This is a genomic window from Pseudomonas sp. S1_G07 (genome assembly GCF_054668565.1).
The window spans coordinates 5,344,773-5,363,587 of the sequence record NZ_CP162778.1; the positions used below are offsets into that span (position 1 = coordinate 5,344,773).

At 60.1% G+C, this 18,815-nt stretch carries 15 protein-coding genes and 1 pseudogene; 3 read left to right on the forward strand and 13 right to left on the reverse strand.

The window, feature by feature from the left end:
• Positions 1 to 133: 133 nt before the first annotated feature.
• The 12 genes and pseudogenes from fliD to AB4O05_RS24350 all read right to left on the reverse strand — a co-directional run bounded on the left by fliD (position 134) and on the right by AB4O05_RS24350 (position 15,186).
• Complete coding sequence (gene fliD, locus AB4O05_RS24295) at positions 134 to 1,540, reverse strand: flagellar filament capping protein FliD (RefSeq protein WP_460134896.1); 1,407 nt, start codon at positions 1,538 to 1,540, stop codon at positions 134 to 136.
• Positions 1,541 to 1,620: 80 nt separating this feature from the next.
• Positions 1,621 to 1,977 carry a flagellar protein FlaG gene (locus AB4O05_RS24300; protein ID WP_460134895.1) on the reverse strand — a complete coding sequence of 119 codons (357 nt, stop codon included), beginning with the start codon at positions 1,975 to 1,977 and terminating at the stop codon, positions 1,621 to 1,623.
• 74 nt (positions 1,978 to 2,051) lie between these two features.
• Entirely contained in the window at positions 2,052 to 3,467 is a 1,416-nt protein-coding gene (locus AB4O05_RS24305; RefSeq protein ID WP_460134894.1) for a flagellin N-terminal helical domain-containing protein, read from the reverse strand.
• 274 nt (positions 3,468 to 3,741) lie between these two features.
• The gene (locus AB4O05_RS24310) at positions 3,742 to 4,671 is read right to left on the reverse strand and encodes a ketoacyl-ACP synthase III (protein WP_460134893.1); all 930 of its coding nucleotides are present in this window, start codon (positions 4,669 to 4,671) and stop codon (positions 3,742 to 3,744) included.
• A gap of 279 nt (positions 4,672 to 4,950) precedes the next feature.
• The gene (locus AB4O05_RS24315; RefSeq protein WP_460134892.1) at positions 4,951 to 6,555 is read right to left on the reverse strand and encodes a flagellar hook-associated protein 3; all 1,605 of its coding nucleotides are present in this window, start codon (positions 6,553 to 6,555) and stop codon (positions 4,951 to 4,953) included.
• Positions 6,556 to 6,569: 14 nt separating this feature from the next.
• Entirely contained in the window at positions 6,570 to 8,618 is a 2,049-nt protein-coding gene (gene flgK / locus AB4O05_RS24320) for a flagellar hook-associated protein FlgK (RefSeq protein WP_460134891.1), read from the reverse strand.
• A gap of 10 nt (positions 8,619 to 8,628) precedes the next feature.
• A complete protein-coding gene (gene flgJ / locus AB4O05_RS24325) occupies positions 8,629 to 9,897 on the reverse strand; it encodes a flagellar assembly peptidoglycan hydrolase FlgJ (protein ID WP_460134889.1) in 1,269 nt (422 codons plus the stop codon).
• A gap of 4 nt (positions 9,898 to 9,901) precedes the next feature.
• Positions 9,902 to 10,990, reverse strand: coding sequence for a flagellar basal body P-ring protein FlgI (locus AB4O05_RS24330; protein ID WP_460137497.1), 1,089 nt, complete (start codon positions 10,988 to 10,990; stop codon positions 9,902 to 9,904).
• A gap of 27 nt (positions 10,991 to 11,017) precedes the next feature.
• Positions 11,018 to 11,713, reverse strand: a complete 696-nt coding sequence (flgH, locus tag AB4O05_RS24335; RefSeq protein ID WP_460134888.1) for a flagellar basal body L-ring protein FlgH — start codon at positions 11,711 to 11,713, stop codon at positions 11,018 to 11,020.
• A gap of 53 nt (positions 11,714 to 11,766) precedes the next feature.
• On the reverse strand, positions 11,767 to 12,552 hold the full coding sequence (gene flgG, locus AB4O05_RS24340) for a flagellar basal-body rod protein FlgG (RefSeq protein ID WP_460134887.1): 786 nt from the start codon (positions 12,550 to 12,552) through the stop codon (positions 11,767 to 11,769).
• Between the two features lie 67 nt (positions 12,553 to 12,619).
• Positions 12,620 to 13,360, reverse strand: a complete 741-nt coding sequence (locus AB4O05_RS24345) for a flagellar basal body rod protein FlgF (RefSeq protein WP_460134886.1) — start codon at positions 13,358 to 13,360, stop codon at positions 12,620 to 12,622.
• Between the two features lie 264 nt (positions 13,361 to 13,624).
• A pseudogene (locus AB4O05_RS24350) lies at positions 13,625 to 15,186 on the reverse strand (sigma-54-dependent transcriptional regulator).
• 257 nt (positions 15,187 to 15,443) lie between these two features.
• Here AB4O05_RS24350 and phhA point away from each other — a divergent pair.
• The 3 genes from phhA to AB4O05_RS24365 all read left to right on the forward strand — a co-directional run bounded on the left by phhA (position 15,444) and on the right by AB4O05_RS24365 (position 17,906).
• Positions 15,444 to 16,250: a phenylalanine 4-monooxygenase gene (gene phhA, locus AB4O05_RS24355; protein ID WP_460134884.1), complete on the forward strand. Its 807-nt coding sequence runs from the start codon at positions 15,444 to 15,446 to the stop codon at positions 16,248 to 16,250.
• Positions 16,251 to 16,356: 106 nt separating this feature from the next.
• On the forward strand, positions 16,357 to 16,713 hold the full coding sequence (locus tag AB4O05_RS24360; protein WP_460134883.1) for a 4a-hydroxytetrahydrobiopterin dehydratase: 357 nt from the start codon (positions 16,357 to 16,359) through the stop codon (positions 16,711 to 16,713).
• The gene (locus AB4O05_RS24365; RefSeq protein WP_460134882.1) at positions 16,713 to 17,906 is read left to right on the forward strand and encodes an amino acid aminotransferase; all 1,194 of its coding nucleotides are present in this window, start codon (positions 16,713 to 16,715) and stop codon (positions 17,904 to 17,906) included. Before AB4O05_RS24360 ends, AB4O05_RS24365 begins: the two co-directional genes overlap by 1 nt.
• Before the next feature lie 58 nt (positions 17,907 to 17,964).
• Here AB4O05_RS24365 and AB4O05_RS24370 read toward each other — a convergent pair whose 3' ends face one another.
• A complete protein-coding gene (locus AB4O05_RS24370; protein WP_460134880.1) occupies positions 17,965 to 18,774 on the reverse strand; it encodes a UDP-2,3-diacylglucosamine diphosphatase in 810 nt (269 codons plus the stop codon).
• Between the last annotated feature and the right edge of the window lie 41 nt (positions 18,775 to 18,815).

Genomic DNA, 18,815 nt, shown 5'->3' on the forward strand with positions numbered 1-18,815 from the left:
CCTCGTGGAAAGCTACAGCGAGAAGGGTCTCAATAACAATTATGTCGACTCGGTTGCGGAAAACTTTAGCCCGATGGCCGCATGAAGAACAAAGCCCAGGTCAAGGGACCCGGGCTTTTCTTCGACCGATCAATCAGTTGTCGTTATTTTTCGAATTACTGATCGCGTTGAGCGTGCCGAGAATACTGTTGCTCTGCTGACGCAGCTGCGCGACCAGTGTGTCCATTGCCGTGTATTTGCGGGTGAGGGAATCCTGCATCGTCGCAATACGGTCATCCAGGCTGGTCTGGTCCTTGATCAGGTCCTTCAAGCTCTCAGATAACGATGCGGTGCGCGTGGCCAGAATGCCGGTAGAAGGCCTGGCATAGGAATCGGTCGCCGTCGTCAGGCGCGCCAGCAAACCGCTCTTGCCACTGAATATACTGGTGATATCCGCAGCATTGGTCAGCACCGCCTTGTCCCACCGCTTGGCATCGATGCTCAGCGCGCCGGTATCCTGGTCAGAGGTCACACCGAATTGCGCCAGCGACTTCAATGTGCCGTTGCCGGACAGCGCGTTGAACTCGTTGCGGATCGCCGACTGCAGCGTGCGCATGGTCGCATCGCCGGTCAGCGTTGCAGCAATGGAGTTACCCGCAGCATCCTTGGTCACCCTGGTCTCGGCGTTCATCGCCTTGAGCAACGCGTTGTAGGTATCGACGAAGCCCTTGACCCCGGATTTGAGGGCGGTGGTGCTGGTGCTGACCGAGATGGTCAGGGCGGTGCGCGGCGGATTCGGGGTCTGATCGTTGGCCGTGACCGTCGGTGAAAGCGACAGCAACTTGATACTCACACCGCTCACGGCATCGGAAATGCTGTTACTCTTGGATTCTGCCGCAATGCCATCAATGGTGTACTTGGCGTTCTGAGGCACATCAACCACTTTGTAGCCGGTATCGATCCCGGAGTTGCCCGACATGGTCAGGTCCGAGCCCACCCCGCCGTTGGTGGAGGTCAGGATCAGACGCGAACCATTGGAGTCGGTGAGGATGTTGGCACTCAGGCCCGCAGTGCCGAATGTCGAGTTGATCGAGTCGCGCACCTGTTGCAAGGTGGCGCCCGCCGGTACGCTCAGGTCGAAGTTCTTGCCCGACTGAGAGATGGTCAGCGTGGTGGCCTTGTCAGTTTTGTTGACAACGGTGGACTGGCCACCGGCGAAGCTGGTGGTCGACAACTTTGATGGCTGCGCCAGCTGGTTGACGATCAGCGCAAAGCTGCCGTTAGCCGCGCTCTGATTGGCGGTCATGGTGGCGACCTTTTCGTCCGAAGACGTACCGGTCAAGCCAGTGAAGCTGCTGTCGGTGCCCATGCTGGCCAGCGCACCACGGAAGGCATCCAGGGCTGCCTGGATCTTGCCGATCGACGACAGCTGGGTCGTTGCTTTTTGCGACTGCAGGTTGATCTGCGCTTGTTTCGGCGCTCGCTCGGCATCCACCAGGGACTTCACAATGGCCTGGGTGTCGAAGCCCGAGCCCACGCCAGTAATCGTTGTACCCGCCATCATCTCTCTCCTAGTCGGTGGCTGCCGTTATCTTGGCGAATATCGCTTCAAACGGCGACAGCAACAAGTTTCATGCCAGCTCACGCCTTGTCGTCAAACAACACGTGACTGGCGCTGGACAAACTTTGCGCCAGCTTCAGGGCTGTTTCCGAAGGGATCTGGCGAATCACCTCACCGGTGTCAGTGGCAATGACCTTGACCACCACCCTGTGAGTGGAAGCATCAATGGAAAAATCCAGATTACGCTGGGCCGCTTGTACGAATTCTTTAATATCGGTGACCGCTTTTTCCAGATCGCCCGGACGGGCTTTATCCGTGGTCGGCGCGGCCGCTTCGACCTTGTCCGTACTCTTGTCTTTATCCACAACCACAGGTGCCACTGCGCCTTGAGGGGCGAGCGGCGGATAAGACAAGTTCAAATTTACATTCATATCCATGCCCAATCTCCTCTGATTGGAAAAGACGAAAGGGCACGTAAACGCGCCCTTCCGTCAGTTACCAAGCGCTGTGATTACTGAAGCAGCTTCAGTACAGCGGATGGCAGCTGGTTGGCCTGCGACAGGATCGAAGTGGAAGCCGACTGCAGGGTTTGCTGCTTGGTCAGTTCAGCAGCTTCGGAAGCGAAGTCGACGTCCTGAAGAGTACTACGGGCAGCGGTGCTGTTTTTCTGAATGTTGGACAGGTTGTCTACAGTGCTGGTCAGACGGTTCTGCACAGCACCCAGGCCCGAACGGGAGCTGGAGATGGCAGCGATAGCCTGGTCGATCACCGATACAGCGTCCTGAGCTTTGGTAGCGTCGGTTACGTCGGTCTGCGACACGGAGGTCTTGACCGAAGCAGCCGAAGTAGCGGCACCGAACACATCGGTCACGCCAGCGCCTTCCAGGGAGTAACCCTTGGAGGAGTTCATGTTCACAGCACCGGTAGCGATGATGCCGTCAGCCAGGGCAGTGGCAGTACCGTAGACACCGGAGCCGTCTTTGGTGGCAACAGTGATGGTACCGGCAGCGGTCGAAGCGCTGAACGACAGGCTCTCACCGGTATCGGATTTAACCGACAGGGTGCCTTTGGACTCGTCGTAGTTAACGCTGATGCCCAGTTTGGCCGAGTTCGACTTCAACTGGTCAGCCAGGCTGGCGGTATCTTTCACACCGACGAACGTGGTGGCTTGGCCGCCAACGGTCATGGTGAACGAAGCCGGAGCAGCAGCAGCACCAGCGCCGACCACGAACTGAGCTTCGGTGCTGGCGGTAGCGCTCAGGCCACCGATGGCGCCATTGAGCTGGGCAGCGATGGTTTTAGCGGAGGCAGCAGCTGCTACGGTGATGCTGGAAGTCTGACCGTTACCAGTCACTGCGATTGCGCCACCGGCTACGCCGGCGCCAGGGGTGATGCCCAGGCTTTTGATCTGCTGCGAACCAATGTTGTTGGCTGCAACGTTTTCCAGGCTCAGGCCGATGGTTTCGTTGGCGTTGGCGCCGACCTGGATGTTTTTGGTACCGTAGGAACCGTCCAGCAACTTCTGGCCACCGAATGTAGTGGTTTGCGAGATACGGGTCAGTTCCGAAGTCAGAGCCTGGTATTCGTCGTTGTTCGACTTACGGTCGTCGGTGCTCAGGGAGCCAGTGGCCGAAGACAGAGCCAGGGTACGCATTTTTTGCAGAATGTCGGTCGAAGCCTGCATTGCGCCTTCAGCGGTCTGCGCGATGGAGATACCATCGTTGGCGTTCTTGATTGCTTGACCCAGGCCGTTGATCTGGCTGGTCATACGGGTGGCGATACCCAGATCAGCTGCACCGTCTTTAGCGCTGTTGATACGCAGGCCGGAAGACAGACGCTGCATGGAAGTGGCCAGGGCGCTGCCAGCTTTGTTCAGGTTGCCCTGAGTAGTGATGGAAGCAATGTTGGTGTTTACTGTTAAAGCCATGACGAAATCCTCGTTGGATGGATACTGCGGCTTCCGGCCCTGGCAACCGCCGGGTGTGGCCTGAGAACCTACGTAATAGTTATCGTCGTGGTAGCCGGTTGCTTGAGGGTTTTTTTGATTTTTTTTACTGGCGCCTTGCCACTCCTTGTAATTCAAGGGTTTAGACTGGCGCCTACCCCCGATTTTGTTGGTTTTTTTGGCGCCAAATAAAAAACGCCGATGATCTTTTGATCATCGGCGTTTGCTTTTGCGGTGAAGGCGGTCTACTGAAGCGTCACGGACGGTAGAGAATCGCCGATCCCCACGACAGGCCCACCCCAAATCCACTGATCGCCACGCGCTTCCAGGCGGCGTCCATCACGTGCTTTTCCAGCAGCAGCGGAATGCTCGACGACACGGTATTGCCGGTCTCGACCATGTCCTTGATGAACTTGTCCACCGGTGCATCTTCGAAACGGCGCGCCACGGCGTCGACAATTGCCGCACTGCCCTGATGAATGCAGAATGCATCGATCTCATCGGCCTTAAGGTCAGACTCGTTGAGCAACTGGTGCAAATGCGCGGGCACCTTGAGCAGCGCAAAGTTGAACACCTGCCGACCATTCATGAAGAACACGCCGTCGCTGACCTTCAAGTGCGGCGCACCGGAGCCGTCGGTGCCGAACTTGGCCTTGCCCAGTAACCACGGTGCGTCTTCACCCATCCAGGTGGCGGTGGCGGCATCGCCGAACAGCATGGTGGTGTTGCGGTCTTCCGGGTCGACGATCTTCGAATACGGGTCGGCGGTGACCAGCAGGCCGTTTTTCAGGCCGGTGGCTTCCATGAAGCCCTTCATCGCATAGATGCCGTAGACATAGCCCGAGCAGCCCAGGGAAATATCAAAGGCCGCCACATGGGTTGGCAGGCCCAGTTTGTCCTGGACGATGGCGGCGGTGTGAGGCAAGCCCTCTTCGTCGCCGTTCTGGGTGACGACGATCAGCGCGTCAATCGATTCGCGCTTCAGATCCGGGTTGTTGGCAAACAAAGCGTTGACCGCCTCGACACACAGATCGGAGGTTTCCTGCGCAGCCTCCTTGCGCGGCAGGAACGCCGAACCGATCTTGCCGATGATGAATTCTTCATCCTTGGCAAATTTGGCACCCTGGGCATAGTTATCGATCCCGTCTGCCGGCACGTAACTGGCGATGCTTTTTATGCCAATCATTGTGGCTTCCCAATACTAAATAGCTGGAGAACACCCCTAGGACTACGCCTGGAGTGCTGACAATAAAGGGGGTAACCCCATAACAATCTCGCTGAAAGCCGCCCCGCAAGGACCCTGTGACGACTCATCCTTTTCACACGATACAGTGAAGATGCGCTTTATGACTCACAGGTCACTCAATTTTCTGCGGTTTGTACAAAACGTTTCAACAATTTAACCGCATAAACGACAACGGCCCAGCCTGTTTCCAGGGTGGGCCGTTGTGCAGAGGTGGACAAATCACATCTTGTTGAACAGGCTCAGTTGAGAAATCTTAACAAAAGCCAGTTGCGAGGCCTGCAACATCGTTTGTTGCAGGGACAGGTTGATCGCCGCCTCGCCCATGTCGATGTTGGCCAGGTCACTCATGGTGCTGGTGTTGGCAATATTGAGACTGGCATTTTCACTGGACTGAATATCCAGCGCATTGCCCCGCGCGCCGATGGAACCGCGCACGTTGACAATCTGCGAGGTCGAGTTTGCCAGGTTGGCGATGGACGTATCCAGCACATCCTTGAGCTTGACGGTCGCCGCCGGATTGCCGTCGGCGGGCACTTCCAGCGCGCGGCGCAATTGGCCCAGGGTGTCCAGCGCATTCTGGGTTTTCTGGGTATTGGCACCGACGGAGAATTGATCGCCCGCCTGCGGTGGCCCGGCACTCACGTCGAAGGTCACCCCGGCCGCCGTCACCGTGGTGCCACCGCCGGTGTCGCCCGTGGCAATGGATTTGCTGTCGGCGCTGAAAGGCTGGGCATACACCTCGTAGGCCGTCGCGCTGGTGAACTTGATAATCGCCCCGCTGTTGGTCGGGAAGGTGCTGGTGTAGTCGGCCTGGCTGGACACGCGAGCGCCGGTCAATTGCGCACTCGACGCATTGCTGGGGGTTCGCGAGACGCTGAAGGTATCGGGCTTGGACTCCAGGCTGAACGTACGATCCTTGACCATCGCGTCGGAGGACGCGCCTGGCGCGACGTCCTCGCCAAGCTGCATGGTGATGTCGAACTTCACGCCGCGCAGTGCAACACTCGAGCTGCCTTCCTTGGTAGCGTCGAATGCGCCGTTACCGGGAATCTCGGAGGTGACGTCGTTGCCGTTTTTATCCGCCACCTTAAATTGCGTGCTGCTGGTGAACGTCAGTTTGTAAGGCTGGCCATCGGCGAATTTATTGGAGTAGTCAGAACTCGATGTAACCAGGCCCGCCGACAGCGCGACCTTGTTGTCGTTGGTGGTCGGCGGCACGGTCTGCGGCACCGGCGCCAACCATGGGGCCTGGGTGCGACCCGAGTTTGCCGCGCCTTCGAGCACCGTCTTGCCGGTATCGCCGGCGTTGACGGTCAGCGTATTGGAAATCTGCAGGCTCAGCGGAGTTTCATCGCCCTGGTAGCTGTAGGTGCCGTCGTTGTTGCGGGCATACGGCGGCGTCTGGGTCTTGGACCCGGAAAACAGGTAGTTGCCGGACGAGTCCTTGCTGTTGAGCAAGCCCAACACCTGATCCTCGATCGCACCGACCTCGCTGGCGATCGAACGGCGATCAGCATCGCTGACAGAACCACCGGCACGCAGCGCCAACTCAGTGGCACGCTGCATGGCATCGCTGATCGCGTTCAAGACGCTCTCTTCGTTGGTCAGCGAATCCTTGAGGCTGGTGATATTGCCGTTGTGCTGGGTCAGCATGTCTTTCTGCTGTTGCAGCATCAACAGACGCGCCGCCGCTACCGGGTCATCTGCCGCGGTTTGCACGCGCACGCCGCTACTGGCCTGGTCTTGAGCCTTGACTACGCCTGAATAGTTGTTCGAATACTTGGTGGAGCTGGTTTCGAAATACTGCTGTGTAGAAATACGCATCGTCCCTGGCTCCCTTAAAGACTATTGATCAATGTGCTGAAGGTTTCTTGCGCAGCCTTGATGATCTGCGACGATGCCGTGTAGTACTGCTGGAACTTGATCATGTCACCCGCCTCTTCGTCCAGGTTGACCTGGGATACGGAATTGCGCGCGTTCTTGTTGGCGGTCAACAGTGCACCGGTGGCCGTGGTGTCGGTGCCGGCCGCAGCGGCCTTGGCGCCGACAGTGGATACCAACTTGCTGTTGGCGCCCACCAGGCTGATACCGCCGCTGCCATCGGCTGCAGTGCCCACGATCGCCTTGGTCTGCAGGTTCGACAACTGCAGGGCATTGCGGTTGTCGGACTTGCCCGCGGCATTGAACGAGAAAGAGGTGCTGTCACCGTCGGCCGGCGAACCGCCCACCGTGGTGTCGAAACCGAAACTGGCGGCCGGCACCACCAAGGCACCGTTGGCATCACGCATCGGCACATTGACCGTAATTTTGTTGCCCTGGCCTGGAACGATGCTGCCGCTGCCGATCGGGTTACCCTGGGCGTCGTTGAGCGTGTACGGCTGCGTGCCATCCGCCGCCGGTTTGCCGAAGACCATCTTCACCGGCATCGAGTGCTCAATGCCAGTACGCAATTGCGCGGTGGCGGCGCCACCCTGGATATTCAGGGGAACGGTGAGCGTCGGCTGCGTGAAGTTGCCAGTGCCCTGGTTGGTCTTGCTGCCTTCGCCCAGCAACGGCGCGGCAAAGGCGAGCTTGGTCGCGTCGGTAAGCACGGTACCGATTTCCTTGGCGCCGTTGGCGGTCGGGCTGACCTTGAAGCTGTCACCGGCCTGCATCGGGCCGCCGGTGAGCGCCAGGGTAAAGCCATCGATCACCGAGGGCGGCGTCGCCGAAATATCGAAACTGCCCATGGCTTTGCCGTCGGAGCGCAACACCGTCACTTTGTTGGGGTCGGCGGAGTCACTGAAGGTGACCTTGTAATCGAAGTTGGTCAGTTTGCTGGTGTCTTTGATGGTCACGCCCAGGCTGCCGGTGCCCTGGTTGCCTTGCGCGGCCTGGCTGCGCAGGGCCACGGCCGTCGCACTGTTGATGTCGGTGAACAACGAAGCGCCGAACTCGCCATTGAGGTCCAGGCCCTGGCCCAGTTGGCTGTTGACCGCATCGGCCGCCACCACCGCGATGCGGCCCAGGTCATTGATCGCCGGGATCAGCGCGTCGCTGCGATAACGCAACAGGCCGCCGATACTGCCCCCGCTGATCACGTTGCCCAGGTCGAGCTTGGTGCCGCCGGGCGCATTGAGTTCGATGGTGTACTGGCTGGTGTCGCCTCTGCTCGGCACGGCGGAAATGGTGCTGAACTGATCACCCAGCACGAGGGATTGACCGCTGCCGGTGCTGACACTGAATACACCGTTTTTTTCGATGGCGGTCACGCCGATCAGCTCATTGAGCGAACGCACGGCTTCGGCGCGCGAGTCGAGCAGGTTGGCCGGAGTGGTGTTGGACGCACCCTGCACCTGGTTGATCTGTTTGTTGAGAGAAGCAATCGACGCGGTCAACTGATTGACCTGGTCACTCATCGAGACCAATTGACCGTTGATGGTTTCCTTCTGCTGGCTCAACTGGCTGGAGATCGCGTTGAAGCGGTTGCTCAGGGTTTGCGCGTTGGTAATCAGGACCTGACGGGCCGTCACGTCGCTGGGGTTACCCGAAGCCGTCTGCACCGCCGCAAAAAACGAACTGAGCACCGCCGACATGCCCGTGGTCTTGTCCGACAGGGTCTTGTCCACCGCACCGACCTGATCCAGGTAAGCCTTGGCGTCGGCATTGAGCGAGGTGCTGTTCTGGTAAGCCGTGTCGAGGAATTCGTTGTACACCCGGCGCACGTCGGCCAGGGTCGTGCCGCTGCCGATATAAACGCCGCCGAACTGGTTCACGGCATTCGCGCTTTGAGTGGTCTGCTGACGCGAATAGCCTGCGGTATTGGCGTTGGCGATGTTGTTACTCAAGACCGACAACGATCCTTGAGCGGCGTTAAGCCCCGACATCCCGATATTGAGCAAACTCATGGTTCAGACCTTATAAAAGAGTGGTCGCGCCCGCGGCAGCGTAGTTCTGGTAACTGTTCATGTTTTTTGCGATCTGCGAAATCTTGCTGGCGTAGGCCGGATCGGTCGCATAACCGGCCTTTTGCAACTCGCGTACAAACTGTTCCGGGTTGTCGGCCGACTTAATAACTTCTTTATAGCGATCGTTGCTTTGCAGCAAGGTCACCAAGTCGTGGAAGCTGTCCTGGTAGGAATCGTAGGAACGGAATTGCGCGGTTTCCTTGACCATCGCGCCATCGCGAAATTCGCTGGTAATCGCGCGTGCCTGGCCGCCCTGCCAGCTCTGGCCGGCCTTGATGCCGAACAGGTTGTGGCTGCTGCTGCCGTCTTCAGCGCGCATCACCGATTTACCCCAACCGGTTTCCAGCGCGGCCTGGGCCACCAGGTACTTCGGATCGACACCGATGCGCGCGGCGGCGGCCTTGGCCATCGGCAACATGGTGGCGACAAATTCATCCTGGGAGCTGAAGGCTTTCTTCGCCGGCGCCAACGGTGGCTGGGCCACGGCGCGGCTATAGATCTGCATCCGGTCGCTGGGCACGGCCACATTGCGCACCGCGCCTTTAATCACGTTGTCATCGGCCACGCTATTACGCAGCGGCGCGGCCTTGGCCTCGGTCGTGGCCTGGGTGCTGGGCACAATGCCCGCGAGCAGGCGATCGGTCAGTTTGCTCGGCAAGGCGATACGGCGCTGGTTCATCAGCGCCATGTCATTGCCGTGGGCTGCCGCGCCGCCCGCCTGGGGCTCCGCCACGCGGTAGGCCCACAGCGGGCGCTGGCCATTGGAGCGCCCCAGCAGGCCCTCGGCCTGGGTACCGGCGGCAATTTGCGTCGGCACATCCACTTTTTTGACCGCCTCGGTTGTCGCCGGGCCCTGCAGGGTGGCTGCCTGGGCGTCCACCGGTTTGTTCTTTTGCATCTGGCGCATCAGCACGTCGGCCAGGCCGATACCGCCGCCCTCACGAGACATCGACACCGCCAGTTGCTGGTCGTACATTTCCTGATACTGCTTGGCCGCCGGGGTGTTCATCGGGTTGTCTTTGCCCAGGGCTTCGGTGGCCGAACGCATCGACTTGAGCATCTCGCTCAAGAACAGCGACTCGAACTCCTGCGCCACCTTGCGCATGTTGCCTTCGCTGTTCTTGTCGCCGACTTTCAGCTGATTCAAGCGATTGAGGTCGGAATACGAACCCGAATCCGCCGTGCTGCTGATGCCGCTCTTGCGCATATCCATGGCCATGGCCTCAGATCACAATCAGGTCGGCTTGCAACGCGCCGGCCTGCTTCAATGCTTCAAGGATCGCCATCAAGTCGCCTGGCGCCGCGCCCACCTGGTTCACCGCACGCACGATCTCATCCAACGTGGTGCCGGGGCCGAACTTGAACATCGGCTTGGCTTCCTGCTGGGCGTTGACACGCGAGCGCGGCACAACCGCCGTCTGACCGTTGGACAACGGCCCAGGCTGGCTGACGATCGGGTCTTCGGTGATGGTCACGGTCAGGCTGCCGTGGGTCACCGCAGCCGGCGATACCTTGACGTTCTGGCCGATCACAATAGTGCCGGTGCGCGAATTGATAATGACCTTGGCCACGGCCTGGCCGGGGTCGACTTCAAGGTTTTCCAGGATCGACAAATAATCCACGCGCTGGCTTGGGTCCAGCGGTGCGGTCACCCGTACCGAGCCGCCATCGATGGCCTGGGCCACGCCAGGGCCGAGCATGTCGTTGATCTTGTCGACCACGCGCTTGGCGGTGGTGAAGTCCGAACGGTTGAGGTTCAAGGTCAGGCTGTTGCCCTGGTTGAAACCACTTGGCACGGTGCGTTCAACCGTGGCGCCACCGGGGATACGACCGGCCGACGGCACGTTGACGGTGATCTTCGAACCATCACGACCTTCGGCGTCAAATCCGCCCACCACCAGGTTGCCCTGGGCGATGGCGTAGACGTTGCCGTCGATACCCTTGAGCGGGGTCATCAGCAAGGTGCCGCCGCGCAGGCTTTTCGAGTTACCAATGGACGACACAGTGATATCTACCACCTGCCCCGGCTTGGAAAACGCCGGCAAGTCGGCACTGATCGACACCGCCGCGACGTTTTTGAGCTGCACGTTGCCCGAACCCGCCGGCACCTTGATACCGAACTGCGAGAGCATGTTGTTGAAGGTCTGCAGCGTGAACGGGGTCTGGGTGGTCTGGTCACCCGTACCGTTGAGCCCCACCACCAGGCCGTAGCCGATCAACTGGTTGGAACGCACGCCGGAGATACTGGCGATATCTTTCAGACGTTCGGCCTGGGCGACAGCGCTTAAGGAAAGCAAGAGCGCCGCCGCCATCAGCTGTTTGAATTTCAAAGTGGCCACCTAGAAAGGGAACAGCGGGCTAAGGAAGAAACGGTCGAACCAGCCCGGCTGACTCGCATCGGCGAAAGCGCCGGTACCGGAATACGTAATGCGTGCATCGGCGATCCGCGTGGAAGGCACGGTGTTGTCGGTGGCAATGTCGTCCGCACGAACCATGCCGGCAATGCGCACCAGTTCGTCGCCGGTATTGAGCGTCATCCACTTCTCGCCGCGTACCGCGATGATGCCGTTGGGCAATACATCGGCCACGGTCACGGTGATCGAACCGGTCAGGCTGTTACCCTGCCCTGCCGCACTCTTGCCATTGGTGGCGCGGTCGCCGCTGTAGCCGGCGCTCAGGCTCAGGTCTCCGTCGCCCAGCGGGTTGTTGACGTTGGGCACGGCACCGAACAACGAGGTCAGGCCAATGCCCGCCTTGCTGGTTTTGCCCACCTGCGAGTTGGCGTTCTTGCTGGCCTGGGTGCGCTCGTTCAGGGTGATGGTAATGATGTCACCGACCCGGAAGGCCTTGCGGTCGCTGTACAGGTTCTGTTCGAAACCGGCCTGGTAGATCGAGCCATTATTGGCCGCCGCCGGCAATGGGGTGCGCGGCAACACCGGCGCGTAGTACGGGTCATTGGGTTTTGGCGTCGGGGCGACACAGCCCGCGAGCACGGCAATCCCACTCAATGCCAGAACGGAAACATAGCGATTCATGACCCTTACCTCACGGTGTTGCAGGCGCCGTGCAAGGCGCCCCATAGACTTGATTACAGATTCTGCGTTACGAACGAAAGCATCTGGTCGGCGGTGGAGATCACCTTGGAGTTCATCTCGTAGGCACGTTGTGTGGTGATCATGTTGACCATCTCTTCAACGGTGCTGACGTTGGAAGTTTCCAGGGTGCTTTGCAGCGTGGTGCCGAAACCGTTCAGGCCAGGGGTGCCGATTTGCGGCGCGCCGCTGGAAGCGGTTTCCAGGAACAGGTTGTTACCCACCGCCTGCAGGCCGGCCGGGTTGATGAAGTCGGCGGTTTGCAGGTTGCCGATCACTTGCGACGCCGGGTTGCCGGCCACGGTGATGGACACGGTGCCGTCGTTGCCGACGGTAAAGGTCTGGGCGTTGTTGGGCACGACGATCGCCGGTTCCAGGGCGAAGCCGTTGGCCGTCACGATCTGGCCGTTGGCATCCAGGTGGAACGTACCGTCACGGGTGTAGGACGTGGTCCCATCCGGTTGCAGGATCTGGAAGAAACCCTTGCCGTTGATGGCCATGTCCAACGGCTGGCCGGTTTGCTGCAGGTTACCGGCGTTGAAGTTCTTCTGGGTGCCGACGATCTTCACACCGGTACCCAGTTGCAGGCCCGACGGCAATTCGCTGTCCTGGGTCGACTGGGCGCCTGGCTGGCGCTTGATCTGATAGAGCAGGTCCTGGAACTCGGCACGATCACGTTTGAAGCCCGTGGTCGAGACGTTGGCCAAGTTGTTGGAAATGGTGGTCAGGTTGGTGTCCTGGGCGGACAGACCTGTTTTGGCAACCCATAGAGCCGGAAGCATGCTGTTCTCCTTCGTGCGCCTGTTTGTTGGCGCCGCGCCGCAAAATTAGTAGTCAGTGAAACCGCAATCAGCTCATGGCCATGACGCGAGTCATGGCCTGGTCATCTTCCTTGGCGCTGTTCATCATCTTGATGTGCAGCTCGAACTGCTTGGAAAGCGCCAGCACCGCGGTCATTTCTTCCACGGCATTGACGTTGCTCGCCTGCAGAAAGCCCGAGGTCAGCGTGACCTTCGCATCGGCCTGGGCTGGCTTGCCATCCTTGGTGTGGATGGTGCCGTCCAGGCCTTTAGTCATGTTCTTGAAATCGGGCTGGACCAGCTTGATGCGGTCCACTTCCGCCATCACCCGCGGGCCTTCGCCCATGGCGCGGATGCTGATGGTGCCGTCTGCGCCGACTTCGATTTTCTGCTGGGGCGGCACGGCAATCGGGCCACCGTTGCCCATGATCGGCATGCCATTGCCGGCGCGCAGCACGCCCAATGCATCGACGTTCATGCTGGCGCTGCGCACGTAGGCTTCGCCGCCATCCGGGGTCTGCACGGCCATCCAGCCGTCGCCGTTGACGGCCACGTCCAGGTCACGACCGGTCTCGATCATCGCGCCAGGGGAGAAGTCGGTGGCTGGTCGCTCGGTCATGGCAAAGGCCCGCGCCGGAAAGCTGTCACCAAATACCGGCATCGAACGCGCCTGCTCCAGGTCGCGTTGAAAGCCATTGGTGGAAATGTTCGCCAAGTTGTTGGCATGGGCCTTCTGCGCCAGTGCGTTCTGGCTGGCGCCGGTCATTGCCACATAAAGGTACTTGTCCACACTCATTCCTCTTTCTGACGCAGGCTTGCCGCCTACCGCTGTACTGATGAGGCTTAAGCAATTTGCGAACCAACTTTTTAAAAGAGGGTTAAGTCCAGGCTGGCCGGGGGTTTGCGGGCGCAGGTCAAGTTTTCGCGCGCCGGTGAGAGTCGAAAAAACGGCGGACTACTGCCGCCTGCGGCAAGCCCCCGCCTTGAAAACGACGAAGATCAAATGTGGGAGCAAGCCCGCTCCCACAGTTTTAACCGCGCTCAGGCCGCCAGGTTATTTGTCATTCTTGAGGATTTCGTAATCGCGCAGTTTGTTGGCAATGGTGGTGTGCGACACCCCCAGTCGTTTACCCAACTGCCGACTGCTGGGGTGCTCGGCATACAGGCTCTCCAGAACCGCCTTTTCGAAGCGTCCTACGATCTCGTCCAGCCCACCCTCCAAGGAAAAATCGCCAAGGGGCTGACGCACGCCATAATCCGGCAGGCGAATATGCTCGGCCTTGACCGTACCGCCCTCGCACAGCGATACCGCCTGGAACAGCACGTTTTCCAGCTGCCGCACATTGCCCGGCCAATGGTAGTGGCTGAGCCGCTCCATGGCCGCCGGCGCCAGCTTGGGCAGCGGGCAGCCGATCTGCCGGCTGGCCTGGTCGAGGAAGTGCTCCACCAACGGCGCCAGCCCGTCGAGGCATTCGCGCAACGGGGGGATATGCAGGGACAGCACATTGAGACGGTGATAGAGGTCCTGGCGGAATTCGCCGCGCGCGCAAAGTTCGGACAAGTCCACCTGGGTGGCGCAGATCACCCGCACGTCCAGGTACACCTCTTCATCACTGCCCACACGACGAAAGCAACCGTCCTGCAGAAAGCGCAGCAGTTTCACCTGCAGGCGCGCGCTCATTTCCCCCACGCCGTCAAGAAACAACGTACCGCCCGCCGTCAGTTCCAACAGCCCCAGCTTGCCTTCGGCCCTTGCGCCTTCGAATGCACCGGGGCCATAACCAAACAGCTCGGTCTCGGCCATCGACTCGGGCAGGCCGGCGCAGTTAAGCGCCATCAGCGGCGATTGCCCACGGGGGCTGGCCAGGTGGCAGGCACGGGCCAGCAACTCTTTGCCGGTGCCGGTTTCGCCTTCTATTAATAGCGGCGCATCCAGCGGGGCCATGCGCCGGGCTTCACGCACCACTGCGGCCATGACCCTTGAACTCTGGAAGATACTGTCGAAGCCGCGCAGCTCCTGCTTGCGTACGTTGTAGATGCGTTCCCCCACACGGTCGGCACGGTGCAGGGTCAGCACGGCACCGGCCATGGCTTCACTGTCATCATGTTCGCTGGATTGCAGGGGCGCGATATCCGCCAGGAACACGTCACCCTTGACCTTGACCCGCAGACCATTGATCCGCGACTTGCTCGCGCGTACCAATTCCGGCAGGTCGAAATCCTCGGCATAGCGCGACAGCGGGATGCCCGGCACTTCGTCCACCCGCACGCCGAGCAACTGCGCGGCCGCCCGGTTGGCCGCAACGATAGAGCCGCCCATGTCGATGGACAGCACCGGAAACTCCAAGGCACCAAGCAAGGCGTTGAGCTCCATATGCCGGCGCTCACTGGGCATCAGCCCTACCCTTTTACGCCGAAAACGCCGGCGATCGCCTCGAACTGCGGGCGCAGTGCCTGAAACTGCATGTTCACCAGATTCGGGCAAAACAGGTAAATCGCATTGCCATGCTCGCCGCCCACCTCACCCTTGGCGACGTTGACGCCGTACTCGACCAGCAGGTTGAGAATGTCCCGCAGAATGCCGATGCGGTTCTGGCAATGCACTTTGATACGCATGAAAAGGCCCGAAAAGTGGATAGGCGCCGCGTCTTTTTGTCGCTGGGCGCAGATAGTCGTCAAGATTATGTGACAGCTTGCCGGCTTTTCCCAGCCCGATACGCCCACAGGCCACGCAGCCGTAACGAATACTTTACGAAAACCGGTAACTTTTCCTACCCAAACGTCTTTTCGGTAGATGGCATCCTGCCTCGTACGGGGTATCAATACGTTCATCGCAGGACATAACAAGAACGAATGCCTAGCAGGAGAGCCGTATGAAGCAGACGCACTACGTGGCCCGCGAGCCCGATGCGCAAGGTTTTATCCACTACCCGCCGGAAGAACACGCGGTGTGGAATACCCTGATCACCCGTCAACTGAAAGTGATCGAGGGTCGCGCCTGCCAGGAATACCTGGACGGCATCGACAAGCTTGGCCTACCGCTGGATCGTATCCCGCAACTGGGCGAAATCAACCAGGTGCTGGCCGCGACCACCGGCTGGCAAGTCGCCCGCGTACCGGCGTTGATCCCCTTCCAGACCTTCTTCGAATTGCTCGCCAGCAAGCAGTTTCCGGTGGCGACTTTTATTCGTACCCGTGAAGAACTGGACTACCTGCAAGAGCCGGATATTTTCCACGAGATCTTTGGCCACTGCCCGCTGCTGACCAACCCCTGGTTCGCCGAATTTACCCACACCTACGGCAAGCTCGGCCTGGCGGCCACCAAGGAGCAGCGGGTGTACCTGGCGCGCCTGTATTGGATGACCATCGAGTTCGGCCTGGTGGATACACCCGAGGGGCGTCGCATCTACGGGGGAGGGATTCTGTCGTCGCCCAAAGAAACCGTGTACAGCCTCTCGGGCATACCTGAACACCAGGCCTTCGACCCGCTGGAAGCCATGCGCACACCCTATCGCATCGACATCCTGCAACCGCTCTACTTCGTGCTGCCCGAGCTCAAGCGCCTGTTCGACGTGGCGCAGGAGGACATTATGGGCATGGTCGAGCGCGGCATGCAGCTGGGTTTGCATGCGCCGCTCTTCACCCCAAAGGCAGTCCCGCCCAAACCGAAGGTGGCGTGAACCGCGCCCTTTAAGGCCAGGTGAGTCTGTTCCCTGGCCCCGCGTTGCTTTAGGGTAACGCCCACTGACGACCGTTTTTCAAACACTCGAATTCAGGACACCCCACATGACCACCTTGAACCAAGCCCACTGCGAAGCCTGCCGCGCCGACGCCCCACAAGTCAGCGATGAAGAGTTGCCGGTACTGCTCAAGCAGATCCCCGACTGGAACATCGAAGTGCGCGATGGCGTGATGCAGTTGGAAAAGGTTTTCCTGTTCAAGAACTTCAAATTCGCCCTGGCGTTTACCAACGCCGTGGGTGTCATCTCCGAAGCCGAGGGCCATCACCCAGGCCTGCTCACCGAATGGGGCAAAGTCACCGTGACCTGGTGGAGCCACTCGATCAAGGGCCTGCATCGCAACGACTTCATCATGGCCGCACGCACCGATGAAGTGGCCCAGGCTGCCGAGGGCCGCAAGTAATGCATTTCGATGCCATTGAACGCGTGCCCGGCGACCCGATCCTCGGGCTGATGGACCTGTATGCCCAGGACACCAATCCGAACAAGTTCGACCTGGGCGTGGGCGTTTACAAGGATGACCAGGGCCTGACGCCGATTCCCCATTCGGTAAAGCTCGCCGAACAACGCCTGGTGGATACCCAGGCCACCAAGACCTACATCGGTGGCCACGGCGACGTCGCCTTCGGCACCCTCATCAGCGAACTGGTGCTCGGCACCGACTCCGCCCTATTGCGCGAACGCCGTGCTGGCGCCACCCAGACCCCTGGTGGAACCGGCGCCCTGCGCCTGAGCGCCGACTTCATCGCCCACAGCCTGCCCGGCCGTGGCGTGTGGCTGAGCAACCCGACCTGGCCGATCCACGAAACCATTTTCGCCAAGGCTGGGCTCAAGGTCAGTCACTACCCGTACGTGGGCAGCGACAACCGCCTGGATGTGGCGGCGATGCTGGCGACCCTGTCCACAGTGCCCCAAGGTGATGTGGTGTTGCTGCACGCCTGCTGTCATAACCCAACCGGTTTCGACCTGTCCCAGGATGACTGGCGCCAGGTGCTGCGGATCGTGCGCGAGCGCCAGTTGTTGCCGCTGATCGACTTTGCCTACCAAGGCTTTGGCGACGGTCTGGAGCAGGACGCCTGGGCGGTGCGGCTGTTTGCCGCCGAACTGCCGGAAGTGCTGGTCACCAGTTCCTGCTCGAAGAACTTCGGCCTGTACCGCGACCGGGTCGGCGCGCTGATCGTCTGTGCGGCAGATGCCGAGAAACTCACGGATGTGCGCAGCCAACTGGCGAATATCGCGCGTAACCTGTGGTCGACACCGCCGGATCATGGGGCCGCCGTGGTGGCGACCATTCTCGGTGATGTCGAGCTCAAAGCACTGTGGAGCGGCGAAGTGGAAGCCATGCGCTCACGGATCGCGCAGTTGCGTTCCGGGCTGGTGGAGGCGCTGGCGCCTCACGGCCTGGCCGAGCGGTTTGCTCATATCGGGGCGCAGCGTGGGATGTTTTCCTACACCGGCTTGAGTGCCGGGCAGGTCAAGCAACTGCGCGAGAAGCACGGCGTGTACATGGTCAGTTCGGGGCGGGCCAACGTGGCCGGGGCTGATGCGTCGCGGTTGGCGCAACTGGCTGAAGCGATCGCGGACGTTAGCCACTGACAAGACCGGATCAAACTGTGGGGCTTGCCTGCTCCCACAGTATTGACCGAATCGAACGTCAGCTGGTGACCATCTCGGCCTTAAGCTGTGCCTCTTTCGCCTGCGCATCCGCCAAGCGATACAACTCGATCTGCCCATCCCAATGCTCGATCAACGCCGTGCATGACTCCACCCAGTCCCCGCAGTTGAGGTAATCCACCTCGCCCACTTTGCGGATCTCCGCATGGTGGATATGCCCGCACACCACGCCATGCAATTGGCGCCGGGTCACTTCATGGGCGATGGCTTCTTCGAAATCGCTGATGAAACTCACGGCGGTTTTGACCTTGTGCTTTAAATACGCCGACAACGACCAATAGCCATAGCCATACCGCGCGCGCCAGTGGTTCAACCAGCGGTTCAACGTCAGGGTGAACTCATAGGCCGAGTCGCCGAGAAACGCCAGCCAGCGATGATAGCGGGTGATCACATCGAACTGGTCACCATGGATCACCAGCAGGTGGCGACCGTCGGCGGTGACATGCACCGCCTCGTCCACCAGTTGGATATTGCCCAGGATCAGCTTGGAATAGCGGCGCAGGAACTCGTCATGGTTACCAGTGACATAAATCACCTCGGTGCCGCGCTTGGCCATGGTCAGCAGGCGGCGGATCACGTTGGTGTGGGCTTGGGGCCAGTACATGCCGCCGCGCATTTTCCAACCATCGATGATATCGCCCACCAGGTAAATCTTGTCGGCGTGATAGCCCTTGAGAAATTGCGACAAGTGTTCGGCCTGGCAATCCCGGGTGCCCAGATGCACGTCGGAAATCCACAGGGTACGCACGCGTTGCTTACGGCTGGGCTTGGTGAACTCGGCACCGGTCATGGGCATCCCTCGACGCTGTTTTAGCGAGCTTGCGCCCTGGC

Coding starts and splice junctions, on each gene's coding strand:
- fliD (WP_460134896.1), bottom strand. CDS start 1,540: ATGGCGGGTACAACGATTACTGGCGTGGGCTCGGGCTTCGACACCCAG.
- AB4O05_RS24300 (WP_460134895.1), bottom strand. CDS start 1,977: ATGGATATGAATGTAAATTTGAACTTGTCTTATCCGCCGCTCGCCCCT.
- AB4O05_RS24305 (WP_460134894.1), bottom strand. CDS start 3,467: ATGGCTTTAACAGTAAACACCAACATTGCTTCCATCACTACTCAGGGC.
- AB4O05_RS24310 (WP_460134893.1), bottom strand. CDS start 4,671: ATGATTGGCATAAAAAGCATCGCCAGTTACGTGCCGGCAGACGGGATC.
- AB4O05_RS24315 (WP_460134892.1), bottom strand. CDS start 6,555: ATGCGTATTTCTACACAGCAGTATTTCGAAACCAGCTCCACCAAGTAT.
- flgK (WP_460134891.1), bottom strand. CDS start 8,618: ATGAGTTTGCTCAATATCGGGATGTCGGGGCTTAACGCCGCTCAAGGA.
- flgJ (WP_460134889.1), bottom strand. CDS start 9,897: ATGGCCATGGATATGCGCAAGAGCGGCATCAGCAGCACGGCGGATTCG.
- AB4O05_RS24330 (WP_460137497.1), bottom strand. CDS start 10,990: ATGGCGGCGGCGCTCTTGCTTTCCTTAAGCGCTGTCGCCCAGGCCGAA.
- flgH (WP_460134888.1), bottom strand. CDS start 11,713: ATGAATCGCTATGTTTCCGTTCTGGCATTGAGTGGGATTGCCGTGCTC.
- flgG (WP_460134887.1), bottom strand. CDS start 12,552: ATGCTTCCGGCTCTATGGGTTGCCAAAACAGGTCTGTCCGCCCAGGAC.
- phhA (WP_460134884.1), top strand. CDS start 15,444: ATGAAGCAGACGCACTACGTGGCCCGCGAGCCCGATGCGCAAGGTTTT.
- AB4O05_RS24360 (WP_460134883.1), top strand. CDS start 16,357: ATGACCACCTTGAACCAAGCCCACTGCGAAGCCTGCCGCGCCGACGCC.
- AB4O05_RS24365 (WP_460134882.1), top strand. CDS start 16,713: ATGCATTTCGATGCCATTGAACGCGTGCCCGGCGACCCGATCCTCGGG.
- AB4O05_RS24370 (WP_460134880.1), bottom strand. CDS start 18,774: ATGACCGGTGCCGAGTTCACCAAGCCCAGCCGTAAGCAACGCGTGCGT.